At 71.3% G+C, this 22,062-nt stretch carries 22 protein-coding genes; 19 read left to right on the forward strand and 3 right to left on the reverse strand.

Going from position 1 to position 22,062, the window contains the following annotated elements; translation table 11 throughout:
• Positions 1-54 precede the first annotated feature (54 nt).
• From B7R87_RS34150 to B7R87_RS19355, 5 genes are read left to right on the forward strand one after another with little or no spacing between them, the layout of a single operon-like run.
• Positions 55-186: a hypothetical protein gene (locus tag B7R87_RS34150; RefSeq protein WP_269847460.1), complete on the forward strand. Its 132-nt coding sequence runs from the start codon at positions 55-57 to the stop codon at positions 184-186.
• Positions 187-234: 48 nt separating this feature from the next.
• Positions 235-1,419 (forward strand): TfuA-like protein, encoded by a 1,185-nt coding sequence (locus B7R87_RS19340; protein ID WP_006347380.1) that lies wholly within the window; start codon positions 235-237, stop codon positions 1,417-1,419.
• Positions 1,416-2,564, forward strand: a complete 1,149-nt coding sequence (locus B7R87_RS19345) for a YcaO-like family protein (protein WP_006347379.1) — start codon at positions 1,416-1,418, stop codon at positions 2,562-2,564. The genes B7R87_RS19340 and B7R87_RS19345 overlap by 4 nt, the downstream gene beginning before the upstream one ends.
• Entirely contained in the window at positions 2,557-3,366 is an 810-nt protein-coding gene (locus B7R87_RS19350; protein ID WP_045852909.1) for a class I SAM-dependent methyltransferase, read from the forward strand. Before B7R87_RS19345 ends, B7R87_RS19350 begins: the two co-directional genes overlap by 8 nt.
• 32 nt (positions 3,367-3,398) lie before the next feature.
• Positions 3,399-4,406: an NAD(P)H-dependent glycerol-3-phosphate dehydrogenase gene (locus B7R87_RS19355; RefSeq protein WP_006347377.1), complete on the forward strand. Its 1,008-nt coding sequence runs from the start codon at positions 3,399-3,401 to the stop codon at positions 4,404-4,406.
• Positions 4,407-4,411: 5 nt separating this feature from the next.
• Here B7R87_RS19355 and B7R87_RS19360 read toward each other — a convergent pair whose 3' ends face one another.
• Positions 4,412-4,780 carry a PLD nuclease N-terminal domain-containing protein gene (locus B7R87_RS19360; protein ID WP_006347376.1) on the reverse strand — a complete coding sequence of 123 codons (369 nt, stop codon included), beginning with the start codon at positions 4,778-4,780 and terminating at the stop codon, positions 4,412-4,414.
• Positions 4,781-4,868: 88 nt separating this feature from the next.
• On the opposite strand from B7R87_RS19360, the gene B7R87_RS19365 reads away from it, so the two are divergent.
• From B7R87_RS19365 to B7R87_RS19410, 11 genes are all read left to right on the forward strand, one after another.
• The gene (locus B7R87_RS19365; RefSeq protein WP_006347375.1) at positions 4,869-6,314 is read left to right on the forward strand and encodes a menaquinone biosynthesis decarboxylase; all 1,446 of its coding nucleotides are present in this window, start codon (positions 4,869-4,871) and stop codon (positions 6,312-6,314) included.
• Entirely contained in the window at positions 6,311-7,240 is a 930-nt protein-coding gene (gene mqnP, locus B7R87_RS19370) for a menaquinone biosynthesis prenyltransferase MqnP (RefSeq protein WP_006347374.1), read from the forward strand. The genes B7R87_RS19365 and mqnP overlap by 4 nt, the downstream gene beginning before the upstream one ends.
• A gap of 43 nt (positions 7,241-7,283) precedes the next feature.
• Complete coding sequence (locus tag B7R87_RS19375) at positions 7,284-7,844, forward strand: Uma2 family endonuclease (protein ID WP_040914966.1); 561 nt, start codon at positions 7,284-7,286, stop codon at positions 7,842-7,844.
• Positions 7,845-7,932: 88 nt separating this feature from the next.
• Positions 7,933-8,640 (forward strand): UbiX family flavin prenyltransferase, encoded by a 708-nt coding sequence (locus B7R87_RS19380; RefSeq protein ID WP_040914965.1) that lies wholly within the window; start codon positions 7,933-7,935, stop codon positions 8,638-8,640.
• Positions 8,641-8,793: 153 nt separating this feature from the next.
• Positions 8,794-9,249 (forward strand): Lrp/AsnC family transcriptional regulator, encoded by a 456-nt coding sequence (locus B7R87_RS19385; protein ID WP_006347371.1) that lies wholly within the window; start codon positions 8,794-8,796, stop codon positions 9,247-9,249.
• A gap of 122 nt (positions 9,250-9,371) precedes the next feature.
• Complete coding sequence (mqnE, locus tag B7R87_RS19390; RefSeq protein WP_006347370.1) at positions 9,372-10,535, forward strand: aminofutalosine synthase MqnE; 1,164 nt, start codon at positions 9,372-9,374, stop codon at positions 10,533-10,535.
• A 14-nt stretch (positions 10,536-10,549) separates the two neighbouring features.
• Entirely contained in the window at positions 10,550-11,074 is a 525-nt protein-coding gene (locus B7R87_RS19395) for a GNAT family N-acetyltransferase (protein ID WP_006347369.1), read from the forward strand.
• A gap of 148 nt (positions 11,075-11,222) precedes the next feature.
• Positions 11,223-11,546 (forward strand): DUF4229 domain-containing protein, encoded by a 324-nt coding sequence (locus B7R87_RS19400; RefSeq protein WP_006347368.1) that lies wholly within the window; start codon positions 11,223-11,225, stop codon positions 11,544-11,546.
• A gap of 219 nt (positions 11,547-11,765) precedes the next feature.
• A complete protein-coding gene (locus tag B7R87_RS34285) occupies positions 11,766-11,873 on the forward strand; it encodes a putative leader peptide (RefSeq protein WP_332903355.1) in 108 nt (35 codons plus the stop codon).
• 100 nt (positions 11,874-11,973) lie between these two features.
• Positions 11,974-13,329 (forward strand): dicarboxylate/amino acid:cation symporter, encoded by a 1,356-nt coding sequence (locus tag B7R87_RS19405; RefSeq protein WP_006347367.1) that lies wholly within the window; start codon positions 11,974-11,976, stop codon positions 13,327-13,329.
• Between the two features lie 265 nt (positions 13,330-13,594).
• Entirely contained in the window at positions 13,595-14,209 is a 615-nt protein-coding gene (locus tag B7R87_RS19410) for a TetR/AcrR family transcriptional regulator (RefSeq protein ID WP_006347366.1), read from the forward strand.
• Positions 14,210-14,314: 105 nt separating this feature from the next.
• Here B7R87_RS19410 and B7R87_RS19415 read toward each other — a convergent pair whose 3' ends face one another.
• Positions 14,315-14,530, reverse strand: coding sequence for a hypothetical protein (locus B7R87_RS19415; protein ID WP_006347365.1), 216 nt, complete (start codon positions 14,528-14,530; stop codon positions 14,315-14,317).
• Between the two features lie 224 nt (positions 14,531-14,754).
• Here B7R87_RS19415 and B7R87_RS33670 point away from each other — a divergent pair, with 224 nt between their 5' ends.
• Together B7R87_RS33670 and B7R87_RS19425 are read left to right on the forward strand one after the other, a co-directional pair.
• Positions 14,755-18,852 (forward strand): Pls/PosA family non-ribosomal peptide synthetase, encoded by a 4,098-nt coding sequence (locus B7R87_RS33670; protein ID WP_130584914.1) that lies wholly within the window; start codon positions 14,755-14,757, stop codon positions 18,850-18,852.
• Between the two features lie 80 nt (positions 18,853-18,932).
• The gene (locus B7R87_RS19425) at positions 18,933-20,309 is read left to right on the forward strand and encodes a M1 family metallopeptidase (protein ID WP_006347361.1); all 1,377 of its coding nucleotides are present in this window, start codon (positions 18,933-18,935) and stop codon (positions 20,307-20,309) included.
• Between the two features lie 184 nt (positions 20,310-20,493).
• On the opposite strand, the gene B7R87_RS19430 is transcribed toward B7R87_RS19425, so the two are convergent.
• Positions 20,494-20,697: a cold-shock protein gene (locus B7R87_RS19430; protein WP_006347360.1), complete on the reverse strand. Its 204-nt coding sequence runs from the start codon at positions 20,695-20,697 to the stop codon at positions 20,494-20,496.
• A 503-nt stretch (positions 20,698-21,200) separates the two neighbouring features.
• On the opposite strand from B7R87_RS19430, the gene B7R87_RS19435 reads away from it, so the two are divergent.
• The gene (locus B7R87_RS19435) at positions 21,201-22,031 is read left to right on the forward strand and encodes a menaquinone biosynthetic enzyme MqnA/MqnD family protein (RefSeq protein WP_006347359.1); all 831 of its coding nucleotides are present in this window, start codon (positions 21,201-21,203) and stop codon (positions 22,029-22,031) included.
• Positions 22,032-22,062 lie beyond the last annotated feature (31 nt).

Below are 22,062 nucleotides of genomic sequence, written 5' to 3' on the forward strand. Positions count from 1 at the left end.
CCGGGGGGTGGAGCGGCCAATGGTGGTGGTGCACCACCTCGGGGAGGAGAACGGATGGAGCAGGCGAAGTCGCAGCTCGTTGCTCAGGCGGCAGAGATACAGGAGATCGACGTCGCGGACCTGGTCGACCCGTCCGCGATCGTGCAGTCCGAGGACGTCGAGCAGGAGGAGTGCTACACCTTCTGAGGCCGCGGCCGGGTGCCCTCATGGGCGCCCGGCCCAGAAGGAGTGACCGTGGTCGTCCATGTCTTCACCGGCCCCACCCTGCACCCCGGCGATCCCGCTCTCGCCGACTCCGGGTTCGTCCCACGACCGCCTATCGGGCACGGCGACCTCCTACACCCCGGGATCACGCCCGCTGACACGGTTCTGATCATCGACGGCGTCTTTCACCACGCTCCCGCCGTGCGGCACAAGGAGATCATCTGGACGCTGTCCCGAGGGGTTCGCGTCCTGGGCGCGGCGAGCATCGGGGCTCTGCGCGCCGCTGAACTGGCCGACTGCGGCATGGTCGGCGTGGGGGAGATCTACACCGCCTACGCCACCGGCCACCTCGTAGGAGACGACGAGGTGGCCGTCGCACAGGCCGCTGCTCCGGATCTGTCCGCGTACACCTGGCCCCTGGTCAACGTTCGGAAGGCGCTCCGCCTCGCGGTGAGTGAAGGCGTCATCGACCCGGAGGCGTCGGATCTGATACTCGCCGAGCTGAGAAAGGTCTTCTACGCCCACCGTTCCCTCCGCGTTCTGTTATCCGCCGGCCGGAGCTGCGGTGCACCGGCCTTCGGCTGGTGGCTGAAGGACCGGCTCCACGACGACCCCTACTTCGGCGATGTGAAACGTGCCGATGCCGTTCTGGCCCTGGAAACGGCTCTGACTCTCGACCGTGCGCCAAGTGCCGCACCCCCGACCGGTCTGGTCTGGAACACCCGGTGCTTTCGTCGGTGGCACAACGAGTTCACTGCGACACAGGTGGACGGCTTCGTCCTGAAGATCCGGCACCGAGTCGCCTACCAGCAGATCTTCGACCCCGGCTTCAAGAGCCTGTGGCACCGCTTTCTCCGCCGGGCGGAAGCTCATGAGCTTGCGCCCGCCCTGGCCTGCGTGGCAGTCCGCCCCGATCTCGACCTGGCGGACCGGGCAACGGTGGACCTGCTCCTGCGCCATGAGACCCGGGCCGACCGGACTGCCATCGTGCGATGCCTGAGGTCGAACGAGGAGAGGACCCGTACCCATCCCGGATTCTTCCCCGAAGCCATCAGGGGCGAGACTGCTCGCACTGTTCTGTCCGCCGTCTGGTCGGTCCCCGGGGAGTCACTCGAAGGCGAGTCCTGGGAGCGCGGATTCCAGGGCGAGCGGGAAGCCGTCGATGCCGTGAAGCCGTTTGTTCTGGGACTTCTCAGGAACAAAGAGCAGGTATGAGCCAGGTCTTCCCTCACGGAACCGTGCGGGCGCGGCCGCCGGAAGAGACCTGGCGGGCCCTCGAACCGGAATTACCCCTGCTTGGAATTACCCGGGTTGCCAGACTCACCGGCCTCGACCATCTGGGAATCCCCGTGTGGACGGCCATCCGGCCGAACTCCCACACGCTGGTCACCTCGCAAGGCAAAGGGGCGGACGACACTCTGGCCCGGATCTCCGCCGTCATGGAGGGAGCGGAACTGTGGCTCGTCGAACAGCCGCTTCCCGTTGCCGCGCGCGTCTCCCACCACCGTCTCCGTCCGCCCTACCCGATGTCCGCCCTGCCGGTGAAGACTCGCCATGAGGGGCTGCCGCAGCTTCCGCTCGACTGGACCGAAGGAAGAGGGCTGATCTCCGGGGCGAAGATTCCGGTGCCGGCCGATCTGGCCCGCCGCCGGGCCGAACACACTCCCGGGACATTCGACGTCTTCCACGTCACCAGTAATGGTCTGGCTACCGGAAACACCCGGGACGAGGCACTTCTCCACGCGCTCTACGAGCTGATCGAACGGGACACCCTGCACCGCGACCACCTCGGTGGCGGCGCGATGCGCGAACTGGTCGATCCCGCCACAGTCACGGACGCCTACTGCTCCGGTCTCATCGCACGCTTTCTGGACGCCGCCATGTTCCTGGAGATCGCGCTGGTGCGGAATGCGTACGGAATCCCGGTCTGTGCCGCCTATATCTGGGCGGAGGACTATCCCGTGGTCTTCGCCGGGTCGGGCTGCCACAGGGACCCGGGCATCGCGCTCTCCCGGGCCCTGACGGAAGCCGCTCAGTCCCGGCTCACATGCATCGCGGGCACCCGGGACGATCTGGGGTCGCACGAGAACGCCTTCGCCTCGGCACCATCGCGTCCCGATCCGGTAGGACCGTACAGCGGTGACTGGACACCGTTGACCGAGGCATGCGACGCGACGTTCGGGGAGTTCGCCACCGAGGTCGCTGCCGTCTCCGAGCGGGTGGCCGCGGTCACGGGCTACGAGCCGATTGCCGTCGACCTGCCCTGGCGGTCCTCCTTCGCCGGGGTGAAAGTCGTCGGCCCCGGACTGGAGATGCGGATGACACGGTCCGTTCCCCGCCCCGGCGTACGCCGTGGCTGACGACCGCGTCCCATACGGCGGGCCCTGCGGGGCCGCCGAGGCATACGACGCGTTCCACCGTGGCCGGGCGTCCACACCACTGGTTGCCCGGCTCTACGCCCTGGCTATGGGCGACGACCACCCCGCGGAAGTCCAGGCTTCCAGCTCCTGTGACTGGCCCCTCCTCGGGCTTCTGGTGGCCCGGCTCCGCCTCCGGCCCGGACAACGGCTCGTCGATCTGGGATGCGGCACCGGAGGCGTCGGTCTGTGGCTGGCCCGGGCCCACTCCGTACACCTGACCGGGATCGACATCTCGCCGGTGGCGATCGGACTGGCCGCAGCGCGCCGACCGTACTTCCTGCCCCCTGGTCGTGCCGACTTCCGTGTGGCAACCATGGAGCGGACCGGGCTGCCGGACGGCTGCGCGGACGGGATCGTCTGCATCGACACCCTCGGCAAGGCCCACAGCCCGATGCGGGCGCTGCTGGAGACCCGGCGGCTGCTGAAGCCCGGAGGCCGGATGGCGGTGACCACCGCGAGACGCCACTCGGCTCCTTCGCCCTGGGCCGAGCGGGCGGCCGCCGTGGGACTGGAACTCGTCGCAGAGGACGCCCGGCCCGACGAACCCGCCATGTGGCGTCGGCTCTACCGGCTCTGGACGGACCACGAGGAGGAACTCCGGCGGGATGTCGGCGACGCCCGGACGGACAGCATGATCCGCGAAGCCCGCAGAACGCTGCCGACCCTCGATGCCCGCCGCGCATTCCTCATCACCTTGAGGAGGGGGTCGGATCCCTCCGGGGAGCCGTACGCTACGGCCTGACAGCGCGATCCGCCCGCTGGGAAAGGACGTTCGTGGTGCCCACTCGTGTCGCCGTCTTCGGAGCTGGTTCCTGGGGCACGGCCTTTGCCGTGATCCTGGCCGACGCAGGGTGCGACGTCACACTCTGGGGGCGTCGGCCCGGACTCGTACAGGCGATCAATACGACCCACCGCAATCCCGACTATCTGCCGGACGCCGAGCTTCCGTACAGCATCAGGGCGACCACCGACGCGGCGGAGGCCGCGGACGGCGCCGGGATCGCGGTCCTCGCCGTTTCGGCCCAGCATCTTCGGAAGAGCCTGACGGCCTGGGCGCCGGTGCTCGCAGCTGACACGGTTCTGGTCTCCTTGATGAAGGGGGTCGAACTGGGCACCGACATGCTGATGAGCGATGTGATCGCAGACGTCACCCGCGCGGGGCCCGAGCGGATCGCGGTGGTGTCCGGGCCCAATCTGGCGGGAGAGATCGTGCGGCGTCAGCCCGCCGCGAGCGTGGTCGCCTGTGCCGATACGACGGTTGCCGAGCGGATCCAGCATGCCTGTCACACCCCGTACTTCCGCCCCTACACCAACACCGATGTCGTCGGCTGTGAACTCGGTGGTGCGGTGAAGAACGTGATCGCCCTCGCCGTGGGCATCGCGGACGGCATGGGGCTGGGAGACAACACCAAGGCCGCTCTGATGACTCGGGGGCTCGCCGAGACCGGCAGGCTGGGCGTGGCGATGGGTGCCAATCCCCAGACGCTCGCCGGGCTCGCGGGGATGGGGGATCTCATCGCGACCTGCTCGTCACCGCTGTCGCGCAATCACACGTTCGGTGCCAACCTCGGGAAGGGACTCACCGTCGCCGAGGCGGCGGCCGCGATGAAGCAGACGGCCGAGGGCGTGACGTCCTGCCGCTCGGTCCTCGACCTCGCCGAACGCCACGGGGTGGAGATGCCGATCGCCGAGACCGTCGTCCGGGTCATCCACGAAGGGGTCTCGCCGCAGGGGGCCGTCAAGGAGCTGATGTCGCGTTCGGCCAAGCCCGAGCTGCGCTGACGTCCCTACTTCTCGTCGTCCTTGGAGTCCTTGGGGTCCCTGGAGTCCTTCGGGTCCTTGGGGTTGTCCTTCCTGCCCTCGTCGTCCAGGGACTTCAGGAAGTCGGGGTTGTCGTCCGGGGCGACCCAGCCGCCGCCGCGGCGGCCGCCCGGGGAGAAGGCGCCACCGCCACCGCCGTAGGCGGCCGTACGGCGCGGGCGGCCCGCGACGAACCAGGCGATCGGGCCGAGGAGGACCTCGCCGAAGAGGAGGACGATGATCACCCAGGCGATCTTGGGGAGGTTGCGGACCTCCTTCTCCGGGGTGTTCAGCACGTCGATGAAGGCGTAGATCCACAGCGCCAGGACCAGCAGGAACGGCAGATACCGGAGCATGGGCGGACGGTCCTTCGGCGAGTGGCGGCGGGGCGCGGGCGGGCCCCGGTGACGTGGCCAGGGTAGCCGGTACCGGATACTGGGGCCCATGGCATATGAGGATCTTCGTTCCCTGCTCAGGGCCCTGGAGCGCGAGGGAGACCTCAAGCGCATCAAGGTCGAGGTCGACCCGCATCTGGAGGTCGGCGAGATCGTCGACCGGGTCAACAAGGCGGGCGGGCCCGCCCTGCTCTTCGAGAACGTGCGCGGTGCGTCGATGCCGCTGGCGATGAACGTCTTCGGGACGGACCGCCGGCTGCTGAAGGCGCTGGGGCTGAAGTCGTACTCCGAGATCTCCGACAAGATCGGCGGGCTGCTGAAGCCGGAGCTGCCGCACGGTTTCATCGGGGTGCGCGAGGCCTTTGGGAAGCTCGGTTCGATGATCCACGTACCGCCGAAGAAGGTGAAGGACGCGCCGGTGCACGAGGTCGTCCTCCAGGGCGACGACGTCGACCTCGACCTGCTGCCCGCGCTGTTCACCTGGCCCGAGGACGGCGGATCCTTCTTCAACCTGGGGCTCACGCACACCAAGGACCCGGAGACCGGGGTGCGGAACCTCGGGCTCTACCGACTCCAGCGGCACGACCGCCGGACCATCGGTATGCACTGGCAGATCCACAAGGACAGCGCCAACCACTACCAGGTCGCGGCCCGGCGGGGGGAGAAGCTGCCGGTCGCCATCGCCTTCGGCTGCCCGCCCGCCGTCACGTACGCCTCCACGGCGCCGCTGCCCGGCGATATCGACGAGTACCTCTTCGCCGGGTTCGTCCAGGGCAAGCGCATCGAGATGGTCGACTGCAAGACCGTGCCGCTCCAGGTGCCGGCACAAGCCGAAGTGGTCATCGAGGGCTGGCTGGAACCGGGGGAGATGCTCCCCGAGGGGCCGTTCGGCGACCACACCGGTTTCTACACTCCGCAGGAGCCGTTCCCCGCGCTGAAGATCGACTGCATCACCATGCGGAAGCGCCCGCTGATCCAGTCGATCGTGGTGGGGCGTCCGCCGACGGAGGACGGTCCGCTGGGCCGGGCCACCGAGCGGTTCTTCCTGCCGCTGCTGAAGATCATCGTCCCGGACATCGTCGACTACCACCTGCCCGAGGCCGGCGGCTTCCACAACTGCGCGATCGTGTCGATCGACAAGCGATACCCCAAGCACGCGCAGAAGGTCATGTCCGCGATCTGGGGCGCGCACATGATGTCCCTGACCAAGCTGATCATCGTGGTGGACAAGGACTGCGACGTCCACGACCTCCACGAAGTGGCCTGGCGGGCCTTCGGGAACACGGACTACGCCCGTGACCTGACCGTGGTGGAGGGCCCGGTCGACCATCTCGACCACGCCTCGTACCAGCAGTTCTGGGGCGGCAAGGCGGGCATCGACGCCACCGCGAAGTGGCCCGAGGAGGGCTACACCCGCGGCTGGCCGAACATGGTCGAGTCGGACCCCGACACCGCGGCGCTGGTGGACCGGCGCTGGAAGGAGTACGGCCTGTGACGGCGGCCGATCCCGCCGTCGGCGCCGGGGCGGGGGCCGCGGGCCCGGCGGGCGGCGGCAAGGTCAAGGCCTTCCTCAGGCTCGTGATGATCGAACACTCGGTCTTCGCGCTGCCCTTCGCCTATATCGCGTCCCTGACCGCGATGTACCAGGTGGACCGGAGCGTCCACTGGGTCGAACTGCTCGTGGTCACCGTGGCGATGGTCGGCATGCGGACCTTCGCCATGGCCTGCAACCGGATCATCGACCGCGAGATCGACGCCCGCAATCCGCGCACCGCGGGCCGGGAACTCGTCACGGGCGCGGTCAGCGTCCGGTCCGCCTGGACGGGCGCGCTGATCGCGCTGGCCGTCTTCCTCGCCGCGGCCGCCGTGCTGAACCCGCTCTGTCTGATGCTGGCCCCGCTCGCCGTCGTACCGATGGTCGTCTATCCGTACGGCAAGCGGTTCACCGACTTCCCGCACGCCATCCTCGCCGTGGCCCAGGCCATCGGGCCGATCGGCGCCTGGCTGGCGGTGACCGGCTCCTGGTCCTGGGACGCGGTGATCCTCGGGCTGGCGGTCGGCATCTGGATCGGCGGCTTCGACCTGATCTTCGCCACCCAGGACGTCACCGCGGACCGCGCGGAGGGCGTCCGCTCGGTCCCGGCCCGCTTCGGCGTCCCGGCCGCCCTCCACGGCGCCCGCCTCTGCCATCTGGTGACCATGGCCCTGCTGGTCTGGTACGCCCTGGCGACGGACGCGGGGGCGTTCTTCTGGGTGGGCCTGGCGATCGTGGCGGCGGCCTTCGTCTACGAGCACACGATCGTCCGCCCGCACGACCTGTCGCGGCTGAACCGGGCGTTCTTCACCGTCAATGGGTTCATCGGAATGACGCTTTTCGTGTGCGCCCTGGCGGATCTGGTGGTGCGCGGTCTGACGGTCTGATGAGCTTCCGGTCGGGCGTCGTGGCAGGACGTGGGAGGTCGCGGTGACGACATCGGAGGACGGCCGGTTGCGCTCGCAGCTCAGCCGGATGGAAGGCATGTTCCCCGGTTATCGGACCGAGATCGTCGAGGGCAACATCCTGCTGACTCCCCTGCGGCCGTTCCATCACGAGACGATCATGCGGGTCTGGGCGCAGCTGGAACGGCAGCTCGGGCCGGAGTGGGCCGCCATGAGCGATGTCGCCGTACCCTTCACCGACGAGAACGAGTTCTGTCCCGACCTCGCCGTCATCCCCGCCGAGGAACATCGGCGGAACCTGTCCTGGTACCCGGCCGACCTGGTGGAACTCGCCGTCGAAGTCGTCTCCCCGAGTAGTGTCCGCAACGACTACGAGGTCAAGGACCGCCGGTACGCCGCCCGCGGTGTTCCCCACTACCTGATCTTCGACCCGATGAGGGGCGAGGTCGGGATCCGCTGGAACCCGGGGCCCGAGGGATATCTCGGGCGGGACACCATCCCGTACGGGCAGCAGATCACCGTCGAGACCGGTATCGGAAAGCTCGTCCTCGACACCGCCGCGCTGCCCGTCGACCCCGGCGAGTAGCCCCCCGCCCGGCCGAAGCGTACGGGTACGTCCTGACACATCGGCTATGACGGGCGCCGGATAGGCTCCCCGTGTGGAGCCAGCACAAGTGCCAGCACGAGAAGAGCCGGGGGACGGCGGCCGGCGGCCGTGGGTCGTCGGGGTGTCGGGTGCGTCCGGGACGCCGTTCGCCGCCGCCGTGCTGCGGGGGCTGATCGACGCCGGTGAGGCCGTCGATCTGGTGGTGTCGCGCGCGTCGCGGCTCACCCTGCTCGACGAGACCGGGATCGCCTTCCGGGACGCCCACTGGCAGGACGATCTGCGGGAGTGGCTGGCCCGCGGCGCGGACGGGAAGCCGCGGACCTTTCCCGCGGCCGACCTCGCCGGTGTGCGCTACTGGAGCGCGGGCGATCTCGCGGCCGGGCCGTCCTCCGGGTCGTACCCCGTCAAGGGGATGCTGATCGTGCCCGCGTCCACGGCCGCCGTCGCCGGGGTGGCGCTCGGGCTCTCCAAGGACCTGCTCCAGCGGGTCGCGAGCGTGACGCTCAAGGAGCGCAGGCCGCTGGTGGTGGCCGTACGGGAGACGCCGCTCAACGGGCAGACCCTGCGGCACCTTGTCACCCTCGACGAGGCAGGGGCGGTCGTCCTGCCCGCATCGCCCGCCTTCTACGCCGGGGCGACCCATATCCAGGACCTGGTGGACTTCGTCGCCGGACGGGCCCTGGACGCGGTGGGCGTGCCGCACACGCTCTACCGGCGCTGGGCGGGCGAACTCGGGTCCGCCGCCCGCGCGGACCGGCCGGGGCCGCCCGCCTGAGCGCCCCGGTGTCGGCGCGGATCCGTACGCGGACCCGGGCACCCGGAGCGGCAGACCCGGACATCTTCAGGGATCGCAGGGGCAGCCCCCTGCGTGCCTTAGTTTCATTCTGATACTCGCTGGATTGCTGAATATATGGAAGGCACCAGGTTTATGGACGCGGTCGACAGGCAGCTCATCCAGGCCCTACGCGAGAACGGCAGGGCCTCCTACGCCGAGCTGGGACGGCTCGTGGGTCTCTCCGGGCCCAGCGTCACCGACCGGATCAACCGGTTGGAGGCGGCGGGTGTCATCACCGGCTACCGCGCCACGGTGGACGCCGCCTCCCTCGGCCTCGGCGTCACCGCGCTGATCGGCATCTCCCTCTCCGACGCCGCCGACCACGAGGACGTCGCCCGCAGGCTGCGCGACCTCGACGAGATCGAAGACTGCTGGTTCATCGCGGGCGACGACTCCTACATGCTGAAGGTCCGCGCCTCCGACGTCGACGGGCTGGAGAAGACCATCCGCCGGCTCAGCGGCACCCGGGGTGTCTCCCGCACCAGGACGACCATCGTCCTCTCCACCAAATGGGAGAACCGGGTCGGGGACCTGCCCGCCCGGGAGTGACCCCGCAGCAGGCCGCGGGACCGGCGCGGCGGGGGCACTCCCGCCGCCCGGGCGCGGGCCAAGTACCGTGGACGGGGCCCGATGGACGAGGCTCGACGGAAGAGAAAGTGGGAGGCGGGCGCATGGACGCTGGGCTCAAGCGCGAGCTGGAGGAGAAGGTCCTGGCCGGTGAGCGGCTGACCCGTGAGGACGGGATCGCGCTCTACGAATCGGACGACCTCGCCTGGCTCGGGGGCCTCGCGCACGAGGTCCGTACCCGCAAGAACGGTGACGTCGTCCACTTCAACGTCAACCGCCACCTCAATATGACGAACGTGTGCACCGCGTCCTGCGCGTACTGCTCGTTCCAGCGCAAGCCGGGCGAGAAGGACGCGTACACGATGCGCATCGAGGAAGCCGTCCGCCTCGCCAAGGCGATGGAGAACGAGAACCTCACCGAGCTGCACATCGTCAACGGGCTCCACCCCAACCTCCCCTGGCGCTACTACCCGCGCTCGCTGTCCGCGCTGAAGGAAGCGCTGCCGAACGTCTCCCTGAAGGCGTTCACCGCCACCGAGATCCACCACTTCGAGACCATCTCGGGGCTCTCCGCCTCCGAGATCCTCGACGAGCTGATCGAAGCCGGGCTGGAATCCCTCACCGGCGGCGGCGCGGAGATCTTCGACTGGGAGGTCCGGCAGCACATCGTCGACCACAAGACCCACTGGGAGGACTGGTCGCGCATCCACCGCCTGGCGCACAGCAAGGGTCTGAAGACCCCGTGCACCATGCTGTACGGACATATCGAAGAGCCCCGCCACCGCGTCGACCACGTGCTGCGGCTGCGCGAGCTCCAGGACGAGACCGGCGGCTTCCAGGTCTTCATCCCCCTCCGCTACCAGCACGACTTCGTCGATATGAAGGACGGCAAGGTCCGCAACCGCCTCCAGGCGCGGACCACGATGGCCACCGGCGCCGAGGCGCTGAAGACCTTCGCCGTCTCCCGGCTGCTCTTCGACAATGTGCCGCATGTGAAGGTGTTCTGGGTCATGCACGGAGTGCAGACCGCGCAGCTCGCGCTCCAGCACGGCGCCGACGACATGGACGGCTCGGTCGTCGAGTACAAGATCACCCATGACGCCGACAACTACGGCACGCCGAACAAGCTGACCCGTGACGATCTGCTGGAGCTGATCCGGGACGCCGGCTTCCGGCCGGTCGAGCGGAACACGCGGTACGAGGTCATCCGCGAGTACCCGGGTCCGGAGGCGGACCGCCGCGAGTCGCCGCAGCCGATGCGGGTCTGAAGGACGGCCCGCCGGTGACCCTCACCTACACCCTCGACCCGGTGGTCGACCGGGCGCTCCGCGACGGGGTGCTCGCGCTCTGGGCCGATGTCAGCAACGCGGGCGGCGCGGTCGGCTTCGTACCGCCCGTGACCGAGGACGACATACGGCCCGAGCTGGTACGCCACTTCGCCGGTATGGCGGAGGGGCGGATCCGGCTGCTCGTCGGGCGCGACGGCGACGGGCGGATCGCGGCCACCGCCTTCTTCGCCTTCAACGGCCACCGGCTGATGACGCACTGGGCATGGCTGTACACGGTCATGGTGCACCCCCGGCTCCAGGGGCGGGGCGTCGGCCGGGAGCTGATGGCGGCAGCGGAGGAAGCGGCGCGCGGTTTCGACGGTATCGACGCGATCCGGCTCGGCTGCCGGGGCGGGCTCGGTCTCGAAGACTTCTACGCCTCCTGCGGCTACAAGGAGGTCGGACGGGTCCCGGGCGCGATCCGGGTCGCGGACGGCGACGACCGCGACGACATCACGATGCTGCTGCCGCTGCGCTGAGCCCCGGGAGCCCGAGCGGGTCCGGAAGGCCTCGCAAGCCCACGCGGGTCCGGCGCGGACGGCCGCTCGGGCCGCTGTCCTGATCGAAATCGGTGCGTGCTTCACTGGGAGAGCACGTCCACACATGTCGCGTACGTGAACATCGCGTATGCGCGGAAGCAGGGAGAAGGGCACCGTGTCTGCGTCTGCCAAGTCCAGCGCCGCGATCAAGTACACCGGCCTCCGTCTCGCCGTCTTCGCGGGATGTTTCGTGCTCGTGGCCGTTCTGGTCCAGTTCGGGATCCTGCCCAAGGGGCTCGGCGACGCCAACTTCGTCTGGGTGGTGCTGCTCGCGCTGGTGCTCTCCGCGCCGCTCAGCTTCGTCTTGCTGCGGAAGCAGCGCGACGCGATGTCCGAGCAGATCGTCGACGGTGTGGACCGGGCGAAGGAGCGGCTGCACGCGAACCGCACGCGCGAGGACGGCATCGCCTGACGCTCCGCCGCGCGGCGGTTGCCGCCCTATAAAACGCGTGTATCGCGCGCATATCGGATGTGTCACACATCCCGGGTGAGGATCTTGATACCTTGCCCGGGATGTCCGTGTTTCTTGAGGTTTTAGTGGGTCGGCGCCTGCGATTGACCGGGGATTTCACCCCCGTACCCCCAAGCAGACCTTTGAGGACCTCAAAGGTGCGGTGTTAATGTGTTCCCCATGCAGACATCAGTGCGCCTCCGCCATGCCGCGAGCACCCCGCTCGTGGCGCGCCTGCATGTCGATCTCTGCCGCTGTACGTCCGCGGTCTGTCACCGCTCGCACTGACCCCGGCATCCCCTTTCAGCGGCAGCCCCGACCTGGCCCTTCTCGCGCACGGGCGCCGCCTTCCGCTCACCCCTTCCTCAGCCATCACTGGAGTGTGTCCGTGTCCGCGAACACGACGTCCCCCGCCGACCGGGAGCCCGAGGCGCCCGCCGCCGGCTCCCGACTGCCGAGAATCCCCTTCTGGGCCCAGATCGTCCTCGGTCTGGTGCTCGGTGTCCTGCTCGGGTGGCTCGCCCGCAGCCAGGACATCTCCTGGCTGAAGGACACGCTGGAGCAGATCGGCGGGATATTCGTCCGGCTGCTGAAGCTGGCCGTCGCACCGCTCGTCTTCTTCGCGATCCTGGTGTCGATCACCAACCTCCGCAAGGTCAACAACGCGGCCCGGCTGGCCTCCCGCACACTCCTCTGGTTCCTGATCACCTCGCTGATCGCGGTCGCCATCGGCATCACGATCGGCCTGGTCACCAACCCGGGCGAGGGCACCGGCCTGACGCCGAAGGACGGCAAGGCCCCGGAGAAGTCCGGTTCGTGGATCGACTTCCTGACCGGAATCATCCCGACGGACATCATCACGCCCTTCGCCGAGCTGAAGGTCCTCCAGATCGTCTTCCTCGCCGCCTTCGCGGGCATCGCCGCCCTGGCGCTGGGCGAGAAGGCCAAGCCGATCCTCACCCTCAGCGAATCCGTCCTGGAGCTGCTCCAGAAGGCGCTGTGGTGGGTCATCCGGCTCGCCCCGCTGGGCACCGTCGGTCTGATCGGCTACGCCATCGCGGACTACGGCTGGGATCTGATCAGCAAGTACGCGACCTTCACCGCCGACGTCTACATCGGCTGCATCCTGGTCCTCTTCGGCGTCTACCCGCTGCTGCTCGCGACCGTCGCCAAGGTCAACCCGGTCCAGTTCTTCAAGGGCGCCTGGCCCGCCATCCAGCTCGCCTTCGTCTCCCGCTCCTCGGTCGGCACCATGCCGGTCACCCAGCGGGTCACCGAGCGCCTGGGCGTTCCGAAGGAGTACGCCTCCTTCGCCGTCCCATTCGGCGCCACCACCAAGATGGACGGCTGCGCCGCGATCTACCCGGCGCTCGCCGCGATCTTCGTCGCGCAGATCTTCGACGTCCAGCTGGGTGTCCAGGACTATCTGCTGATCGCCTTCGTCTCCGTGGTCGGCTCCGCGGCCACCGCCGGTCTCACCGGCGCCACCGTGATGACCACGCTGACCCTCTCCACGCTGGGCCTCCCGCTGGAGGGCGTGGGCCTGCTGCTGGCGATCGACCCGATCCTCGACATGATCCGTACGGCCACGAACGTGGCGGGCCAGGCACTGGTCCCGGTGATCGTCGCCGCCCGGGAGAACATCCTCGACCTCGACCGGTACAACTCGGCCAGTGCGTCCCCGATCGACGAGATCGCGCCGTCCGACGCGGAGCGCAAGGTTTCGATTCCGGCCCCCGCCTGATCCCGGTACCGCCCCGCTTTCTGCCCGCCGGGCCCCCGCTCTCCCCCTCACGGAGAGCGGGGGCCCGGTGCTTTTCCGGGGGTGCGAACGGGGTCCTTTGGCTCATTGGTGACCTTGTGGCGGCCCGTAGGCTTACCGCTGAGTAGCGGGGGCTGGTCAGCGGGGCCGCCGGGCGGGGCGCCGGGGTGGAGGGGAGCGGGGCATGGCTGGGGGTGCGAGCGGCGGGGCCCGGGGCGGGACTCGCGGCAGGACCGGGGGAAGGCGGATGCCGCGGGCCGTACGCGAGCAGCAGATGATGGATGCGGCGGTACGGACCTTCGGGCAGCGCGGCTACCGTGCGGCGTCCATGGACGAGATCGCCGAGCTGGCAGGGGTCTCCAAACCGCTCGTCTATCTCTATCTGCACTCCAAGGAAGAGCTGTTCACGGCCTGTATCCGGCGTGAGGCCCAGGCGCTGCTCGCCGCGGTGGAGCGGGCGGTGGAGCCGGGTCTGTCCGCGGACCGGCAGCTGTGGGCGGGGCTCACGGCCTTCTTCGCGTACGCCGCCGAGCACCCCGACGCCTGGTCCGTACTGCACCGGCAGGCGCGGAGCCACGGCGAGCCCTTCGCGCTGGAGGTCGCCGCGATGCGCGACGAGATTGTCGCGTTCGTGGCGGTGCTGCTGGAGGCCGCCGCCCGGGAGGCGGGTTCGCCCGGACCGCCCGGGGAGCGCGATATCGCGGGGCTGGCGCAGGCGCTGGTGGGGGCGGCGGAGTCGCTCGCGGCCTGGGTCAACGAGAGCGGCACGGTCTCGGCGAAGGAGGCGGCGGCGACGCTGATGAACTTCGCGTGGGTCGGCTTGGGCGATCTGATCAAGGGCGAACGCTGGTCGCCCCACTGACGGATCCGTTACGGGCCGACTGGCCGACTGGCCGACTGGTCGACGGGAAGACGGGATGACGGGCGGGTGCGGCAGGGCCGCAGAGCCGCGGCTCCGTGGCCCGGGTCAGATCCGGCGGGCCTTCCGTCCGGCCCGGACTCGCCGCCGGACCGCGTTCCCCGCCTCCCCGATCGCCACGAACAGCGCAGCCGACCCGGCGCAGGGGAGCAGACCTGCGGGCCGGCCCAAGGCGTACCCGGCGATCCACAGGACAACGGTCAGCCCCGTCCACCACAGGAGCAGGGAGGGGGTGAGCAGCTCTTGTCGCCGGTCGTCGGTCATCTGCTTGCCTCCGGGCGTACGGTCCTCCCGGTCATCGTACGGCGGCCGACCATCGCCCATACCGAAGGCGCATAACCGGCAAAGGTGATCAAAGGCTAATAGGCTCCTCGTTTGTCATGCGGACGGCCCGCGGACGGCACGCCCGCGCCGACGGACGGAGACCGACAGATGGCGACCGACCAGCACCACGACCCCGGCGGAGCCTGCGGCGGCGGGCGCGCCGGATGACCGTCGTTCCGGAGCCGTCCGTCCTCACCGGGCCCGCCGCCGGGCCCCGGGCGGTCTACTCCGGCGGCCCCGCGGCACCCGAACGGACCCTGCTCGACATCCTCGCCGCCACGGCCCGCGCCCACCCCGGCGCGCTCGCCCTCGACGACGGCACGGGCACCCCGCTGACGTACCGCGCCCTGCTGGACGAGGTCGAAGCGGTACGCCGCGAACTCGCCGCCTGCGGAGTGGCCCGGGGCGCCCGGGTCGGCGTCCGCGTCCCCTCCGGCACGGCCGATCTGTACGTCTGCGTCCTGGGGGTCCTCGCGGCGGGCGCGGCCTATGTCCCGGTCGACGCGGACGACCCCGAGGAGCGGGCCCGGACCGTGTTCCGGGAGGCGGCGGTGGCGGGCGTGCTGGGCCCGGGCCGGGCCCTGGCGGGCCCGGGCGGCCGAAGCCCGAGACCACTCGACCCACCCGCCCCACCGGCTCCGCCGCGGCCCGGCGACGACGCCTGGGTGATCTTCACCTCCGGTTCGACGGGCAGGCCCAAGGGCGTCGCGGTCACGCACCGGGCCGCCGCCGCGTTCGTGGACGCCGAGGCGGGGCTCTTTCTGCGCGGGGCACCGCTCGGGCCCGGGGACCGGGTGCTCGCCGGGCTGTCGGTGGCCTTCGACGCGTCGTGCGAGGAGATGTGGCTGGCGTGGCGGCACGGCGCGTGTCTGGTGCCCGCGCCCCGGGCGCTCGTAAGGACCGGCGCCGACCTCGGGCCCTGGTTTGCCGAACGGGGGATCACCGCCGTCTCGACCGTGCCGACGCTCGCCGCGCTCTGGCCGCCGGACGCGCTGGACGGCGTACGGCTGCTGATCCTCGGCGGTGAGGCGTGCCCGGCCGAACTGGCCGGGCAGCTTGCGGTGCCCGGGCGGGAGGTGTGGAACACGTACGGCCCGACGGAGGCGACGGTCGTCTCCTGCGCGGCCCGGCTGACCGACGGCCGCGAGCCGGTACGGATCGGGCTCCCGCTGGCGGGCTGGGACCTGGCCGTGGTGGACCGGCGGGGCGAGCCGGTGGCGCCGGGGGAGAGCGGTGAGCTGGTGATCGGCGGCGCGGGGCTGGCGCGCTATCTGGACCCGGCGCGCGACACCACCGCCTACGCCCCGCTCCCCGCGACCGGCTGGCCCCGGGCCTACCGCTCCGGCGATCTGGTCCGGGCCGACCCCGAGGGGCTGGTCTTCCTGGGCCGCGCCGACGACCAGATCAAGATCGGCGGCCGCCGGATCGAACTGGGCGAGATCGACGCCGTGCTGCGGTCCCTCCCGGCCGTCACGGCCGCGGCGTCGGCCGTCCGCACGACCCCCGCGGGCACCCGGGTCCTGGTGGGCTACGTGGTCCCGGCGTCCCTGGCGGCCTCGGTGGTCTCGGCGGCCCCGGGTGCCCTGGCCGCCCCGGACGCCCCAGGGCGCACCGGCTCCCCCGGCCCCGGGACGCCCGCCGCCTGGCGCGGCGACGTACCGGACTCCGTCGCGCCCACCGCCGCGCGCGGCCACGCACCGGACCCCGGCCCGCCCGCCCCCACGGGCCCCGGATTCGACCGGGACGCCGCCGTCGCACGGCTGCGGCAGATGCTGCCCGCAGGCCTCGTGCCCCTGCTCGCCGTCGTCGCGGAGCTGCCCACGCGCACCTCCGGGAAGGTCGACCGGGACGCCCTGCCCTGGCCGCTGCCCACCGCGACCGGGCCGAAGCCCCCGGGGCCCGGCCTCACCCCCACCGAGGCGTGGCTCGCCGCACAGTGGGGCGAACTCCTCGGCGCGGCCCCCCACGACCCCGCCGCCGACTTCTTCGCGCACGGCGGCGGCAGCCTCGCCGCCGCGCGGCTCGTCTCACGGATCAGAGAGCGGTACGGCACCGGATCCGTCGGCGACATCTACCGCAACCCCGGCCTCGGCGCGCTCGCCCGCTTCCTCGACGCACCCGCCGGCGGCACAAGGCGCGACGAGCGCCCCGGCACCCGGACCGTGCCACCGGTCCCGCGCCGCGCCCGGGCCGTACAGCTCGCCGTCCTGCCGCTGCTGCTCAGCCTCGGCGGGCTCCGCTGGGCCGTCGTCGCCGCGGCCGCCGCGAACATCATCGGCGCCGGACCCGGGTTCTCCTGGTGGTGGATCGTCCCCGGCTGGCTGCTGCTCGCCGGGCCGCCCGGCCGGATCGCGATCGCCGCGGGCGGCGCCCGGCTGCTGCTGCGCGGGCTGCGCCCCGGCTCGTACCCCCGCGGCGGATCCGTCCATCTCAGGCTCTGGGCCGCCGAGCGGCTCGCCCAGCTCTGCGGCGCCGGACAGCTCGCGGGCTGCTGGCTGATCTACTACGCCCGCGCCCTCGGCGTCCGCGTCGGAGACGGCGTCGACCTGCACTCCCTGCCGCCCGTCACCGGACTGCTGCGGCTCGGCCGGGGCGCGGCCGTCGAACCCGAGGCCGATCTCGCCGGGCACTGGCTGGACGGCGACCGGCTGCACATCGGAGCGGTACGGATCGGGGCCGGCGCCGTCGTCGGGGCCCGCAGCACCCTCTTCCCCGGCGCCCGGATCGGCAAGCGCGCCGAGATCGCGCCCGGATCCGCGGTGACCGGCACCGTCCCGGCGGGGGAGCGGTGGTCCGGAGTGCCCGCAGCCCGCACCGGCCGGGCCCGCGGCCGCCGGTCGGCCGGGCCGCGCCCGCCGCGCCGGGCCCGCTGGACCGCCGTCTACGCGCTGACGTCCGTCCTCCTCGGACTGCTGCCCGCCGCCGCCGCGCTCCCCGCGCTGCTGGTGCTCCGGTACGGCATCGGGCTGGGAATCGGGCTCGCTGCCAGCATCGTCCTCGCGACCCTCACCGGCCTGGCCGTGTACGCCCTGCTGATCCTGGCGGGGGTACGGGCGCTGGGCGCCGGGCTCCGCGCGGGCAGCCACCCCGTCCACGGGCCCGCCGCCTGGCGCGCCTGGGCCGTGGAGCGGCTGATGGACACCGCCCGCGCCCAGCTCTTCCCGCTCTACGCCAGCCTCGCCACGCCCGGCTGGCTGCGGGCCCTCGGCATGAAGGTCGGCCGCGGTGTGGAGGCTTCCACCGTGCTGGCGCTGCCGGGGATGACGACGGTCGGCGACGGCGCGTTCCTCGCCGACGACACCATGATCGGCTCCTACGAACTGGGCGGCGGCCGGCTGCGGATCGCCGCCGCCCGGGTCGGCAAACGGGCCTTCCTCGGCAATTCGGGCATGGCGGCGGCGGGCAGCCGGGTGCCCAAGCGCGGTCTGGTCGGGGTGCTGTCGGCCGCGCCGAAACGGGCCGAGGCGGGCAGTTCCTGGCTGGGGATGCCCCCGATGAGGCTGCCGCGGACCCCGGAGGAGGGCGACCGGAGCCGTACCTACGCACCGCCCGTACGGCTGCGCTGGGCCCGGGCCGCCGTCGAACTCTGCCGGATCGTGCCGGTGCTCTGCTCGGCCGCGCTCGCCGTCGCGGGCGTGTTCGCGTTCGCGGCGCTCGCCGGGGCGTACGGGATTCCGGCCGCGGCCTTCCTCACCGGTCCGCTGCTGGCCGTCGGCGGGGTCCTGGCCTGCGTGGTCACGGCCGCCGCGAAATGGCTGCTGGTCGGCCGGTTCCGGGCGGGGGAGCATCCGCTGTGGTCGGGGTTCGTCTGGCGGGGCGAGCTGGCCGACACCTTCGTGGAGGTGCTGGCCGTGCCGTGGCTGATCGGCGCGGTGGGCGGCACCCCGCTGATGAACCTGTGGCTGCGGACCCTCGGCGCCCGGGTCGGCCGCGGCGCCTGGTGCGAGACGTACTGGCTGCCGGAAGCCGATCTGGTGGCTGTCGGCGCGGGCGCGAGCGTCAACCGGGGCTGTGTGCTCCAGACCCATCTCTTCCACGACCGGATCATGCGCCTCGGGCCGGTGGAGCTGGGCCCGGGGGCCACCCTCGGCCCGCACGCCATCGCCCTGCCCGGCGCGGTCGTCGGCGCGGGCGCGGTGGCGGGCCCGGCGTCCCTCGTGCTGCGCGGCGAACGGGTCCCGCCGGGCACCCGCTGGCTGGGCAATCCGATCGCGGCCTGGCCCGACCGCGCCCGGACCCGGCCGGGTGAGGGCCGTGAATGACCGGGAGCCTCCCGGGCGGGCCCCGCCCGGCAGCCCCCTGCACCGCAGCCGTCCCATCCGCACCCACCGAAGGCCCCGGCGTGAGCGACTCCTACCTCCCCCACCACGGCGACGACGGCTACCGCGTCACCGCCTACGACCTCGACCTCGAATACATCCCGCACACCGGCCGGCTCGCGGGCCGCGCCGGGATCACCGCCGTGGCCTGCCGCAATCTCCCCGTTCTCGCCCTCGACCTCGGCCCCTTCAAGATCCACAAGGTGCTCGTCGACGGCCGCCGCCCGGCCCGCTGGAGCCACCGGGCCGGAAAGCTGCGGATCACCCCTGACCGGCCGCTCCCGGCGGGCACCGCCTTCACCGCGGAGGTCCGCTACCAGGGCGTACCGCAGCCCGTCCGGACCCGGGAGTGGGGCGAACTGGGCTGGGAGCAGCTCGACGAGGGCGCCCTGGTGGCCTCCCAGCCGCACGGCGCGCCGTCCTGGTTCCCCTGCAACGACCGGCCCGACGACAAGGCCGCGTACCGGATCGCGATGACCGCGCCCACCCCGTACACCGTGGTCGCCAACGGGCGGCTGACCTCCCGCACCTCCGGCTCGTCCACGACGCGCTGGGTGTACGAGCAGACCGCGCCGATGGCGACCTATCTGGCGACGGTCCAGATCGGGCCGTACGAACGCGTACCGGTCCCCGGCTCGGACGTTCACCGCGTGCCGCAGTCCGCCGCCGTACCGCGGCCGCTGCTCACCCGGTTCGCCCATGACTTCGCCCGCCAGCACCGCATGATCGCCCTGTTCGAGGACCGCTTCGGCCCGTACCCCTTCGACGAGTACACGGTGGTGGTGACCGCGGACGACCTCGACGTCCCGGTGGAGGCGGAGGGGCTCGCCGTCTTCGGCGCCAACCATGTCGACGGTGCGCGCGGCAGCGAACGGCTGATCGCCCACGAACTGGCCCACCAGTGGTTCGGCAACAGCCTCACCGTCGCCGACTGGCGGCATATCTGGCTGAACGAGGGGTTTGCGAAGTACGCGGAGTGGCTCTGGTCCGAGGCGTCCGGCGGACCGTCCGCGGCGGTGATGGCGGCCCGCTCCCGGGCCGTGATCGCCCGGCTGCCGCAGGATCTGCGGCTCGCCGACCCGGGGCTCCGGCGGCTCTTCGACGACCGGGTCTACGAGCGGGGCGCGCTGACGCTGCACGCGCTGCGGACCGTGGTCGGGGACACGGCGTTCACGGCCCTGCTGCGGGAGTGGACGGCGGTCCACCGGCACGGGCTGGTGACGACGGAGGGCTTCATCGCCCTCGCGGAGCGTCACGCCGGGCCGGGGGTGCTGGACGGTCTGTTCCGGGAGTGGCTGTACGAGAAACGCCTGCCGGAGCTGCCGTCCACGGGACCCGAGCCGGGGCCCGTACCTGACCCCGCACGGCCGTCCCGGAGCAGGGTTCAGCCGACCGGGTGAAAATTCCGGAAAAATTTAACGGAACTTTCCATTCCGGAGCTTGGGAATTCTCCGGATATTCCCGGGCGGGGCCCGCCGCGGTGGGCCCGGCGGACCCCGCCCGGGAAAGGCAGAAGCCCCGTTCCTTGCGGACGGGGCTTCTTGGGTACTGCTTAAGTCGGACGCGATCGCCGACGCCCTGGCATTAGGCCGGGGTGACGTTCTCCGCCTGCGGGCCCTTCGGGCCCTGAGTGACGTCGAAGTTCACGACCTGGTTCTCCTCCAGGGAGCGGAAACCAGCCGCGTTGATCGCGGAGTAGTGGACGAAGACATCCGGGCCGCCGCCGTCCTGGGCGATGAAGCCGAAGCCCTTTTCAGCGTTGAACCACTTGACGGTTCCGGTAGCCATAAGCCCTCCTTGGGCCAAAGGGTTGCCCTGCTCCAGAACCTGCAAACAAGTCTGAAAACTACAAAAGCCTGCGGGTTACATGCTCCGCAGGCTCTGTACTGCAAGGGAAACCAAACTGCAACTTGCGTTGAGCGTAGCACGCAGGGTCCGGGCAGCGGTAGAGGTGAAGATCACGTCACCCGGACGCTTGAAACCGTCCTCCATTCGCTGACGCGCCCCAGCTCACAGGGGGGAGCCCGGGCGGCCCCGCACGGGGGCGCCCGGGGAGCACCGCGCAGTACCCGGTGGGCTCGCCCGGGCGCCCCGTCCGGCCGGTCCCCGGCCCCGGCGGCTAGCCTCACGTTGTGGACATCCCAGAGGACCGCCAGGAAGACCGGGGGCGCCAGGAGCGCCACGACCGCCGGGACCGCCCGGAAAGCGCGGGGGGCGCCGAAAACGCCGGTGCGGCCGGCTCCCCGGCGGCCGACCCTCTCGCCGCCGGCCGCGGCCGGGTCCGGCCGCGCGTGGGCCATATCCAGTTCCTCAACTGCCTGCCCCTCTACTGGGGGCTGGCCCGCACCGGAACGCTCATTGATTTCGATCTGACGAAGGACACCCCGGAGAAGCTCTCCGAACGCCTGGTGCGGGGCGAACTCGACATCGCGCCCATCACCCTCGTCGAGTTCCTGCGCCACTCCGACCGGCTCGTGGCATTTCCCGACATCGCGGTGGGCTGCGACGGGCCCGTGATGTCGTGCGTCATCGTCTCCCAGGTCGGGCTGGAACAACTCGACGGTGCCCGGGTCGCTCTCGGCTCCACCTCCCGGACCTCCGTCCGCCTGGCCCAGCTGCTGCTGGCGGAAAGGTTCGGCGTCGCCCCCGACTACTACACCTGCCCGCCCGATCTCGGGCTGATGATGCAGGAGGCGGAGGCCGCCGTCCTGATCGGCGACGCGGCGCTGCGGGCCTCCCTCCACGAAGCCCCCCGGCTCGGCCTCCAGGTCCACGATCTGGGGCTGATGTGGAAGGAGTGGACCGGACTGCCGTTCGTCTTCGCGGTCTGGGCGGCCCGCAAGGACTATCTGGCCCGGGAGCCGGAGGTCGTCCACGAGGTCCACCGGGCGTTCCTCGACTCCCGCGATCTGTCGCTCCAGGAGGTCGTCAAGGTCTCCGAACAGGTCGCCCGCTGGGAGGCTTTCGACGCGGAGCTGCTGGAACGGTATTTCCGGACCCTCGACTTCCGTTTCGGTCCCGACCAGTTGGCCGGGGTACGCGAGTTCGCCCGCCGCACCGGCCCGACGACCGGTTTCCCCGCCGATGTGACCGTCGAACTCCTCGGCGCGGCACAGAGGTAGCCCCCGGTCCCCGCCGCCCCGCATTGCCCGC

The organism is Streptomyces tsukubensis, assembly GCF_003932715.1.
In the GTDB taxonomy this organism is placed as follows: Bacteria; Actinomycetota; Actinomycetes; order Streptomycetales; family Streptomycetaceae; genus Streptomyces; species Streptomyces tsukubensis.

Coding starts and splice junctions, on each gene's coding strand:
- B7R87_RS34285 (WP_332903355.1), top strand. CDS start 11,766: ATGCAGACATCAGTGCGCCTCCGCCATGCCGCGAGCACCCCGCTCGTG.
- B7R87_RS19365 (WP_006347375.1), top strand. CDS start 4,869: ATGGCATATGAGGATCTTCGTTCCCTGCTCAGGGCCCTGGAGCGCGAG.
- B7R87_RS19385 (WP_006347371.1), top strand. CDS start 8,794: ATGGACGCGGTCGACAGGCAGCTCATCCAGGCCCTACGCGAGAACGGC.
- B7R87_RS34150 (WP_269847460.1), top strand. CDS start 55: ATGGAGCAGGCGAAGTCGCAGCTCGTTGCTCAGGCGGCAGAGATACAG.
- B7R87_RS19410 (WP_006347366.1), top strand. CDS start 13,595: ATGCCGCGGGCCGTACGCGAGCAGCAGATGATGGATGCGGCGGTACGG.
- B7R87_RS19430 (WP_006347360.1), bottom strand. CDS start 20,697: ATGGCTACCGGAACCGTCAAGTGGTTCAACGCTGAAAAGGGCTTCGGC.
- B7R87_RS19415 (WP_006347365.1), bottom strand. CDS start 14,530: ATGACCGACGACCGGCGACAAGAGCTGCTCACCCCCTCCCTGCTCCTG.
- B7R87_RS19400 (WP_006347368.1), top strand. CDS start 11,223: ATGCGCGGAAGCAGGGAGAAGGGCACCGTGTCTGCGTCTGCCAAGTCC.
- B7R87_RS33670 (WP_130584914.1), top strand. CDS start 14,755: ATGACCGTCGTTCCGGAGCCGTCCGTCCTCACCGGGCCCGCCGCCGGG.
- mqnE (WP_006347370.1), top strand. CDS start 9,372: ATGGACGCTGGGCTCAAGCGCGAGCTGGAGGAGAAGGTCCTGGCCGGT.
- B7R87_RS19360 (WP_006347376.1), bottom strand. CDS start 4,780: ATGCTCCGGTATCTGCCGTTCCTGCTGGTCCTGGCGCTGTGGATCTAC.
- B7R87_RS19345 (WP_006347379.1), top strand. CDS start 1,416: ATGAGCCAGGTCTTCCCTCACGGAACCGTGCGGGCGCGGCCGCCGGAA.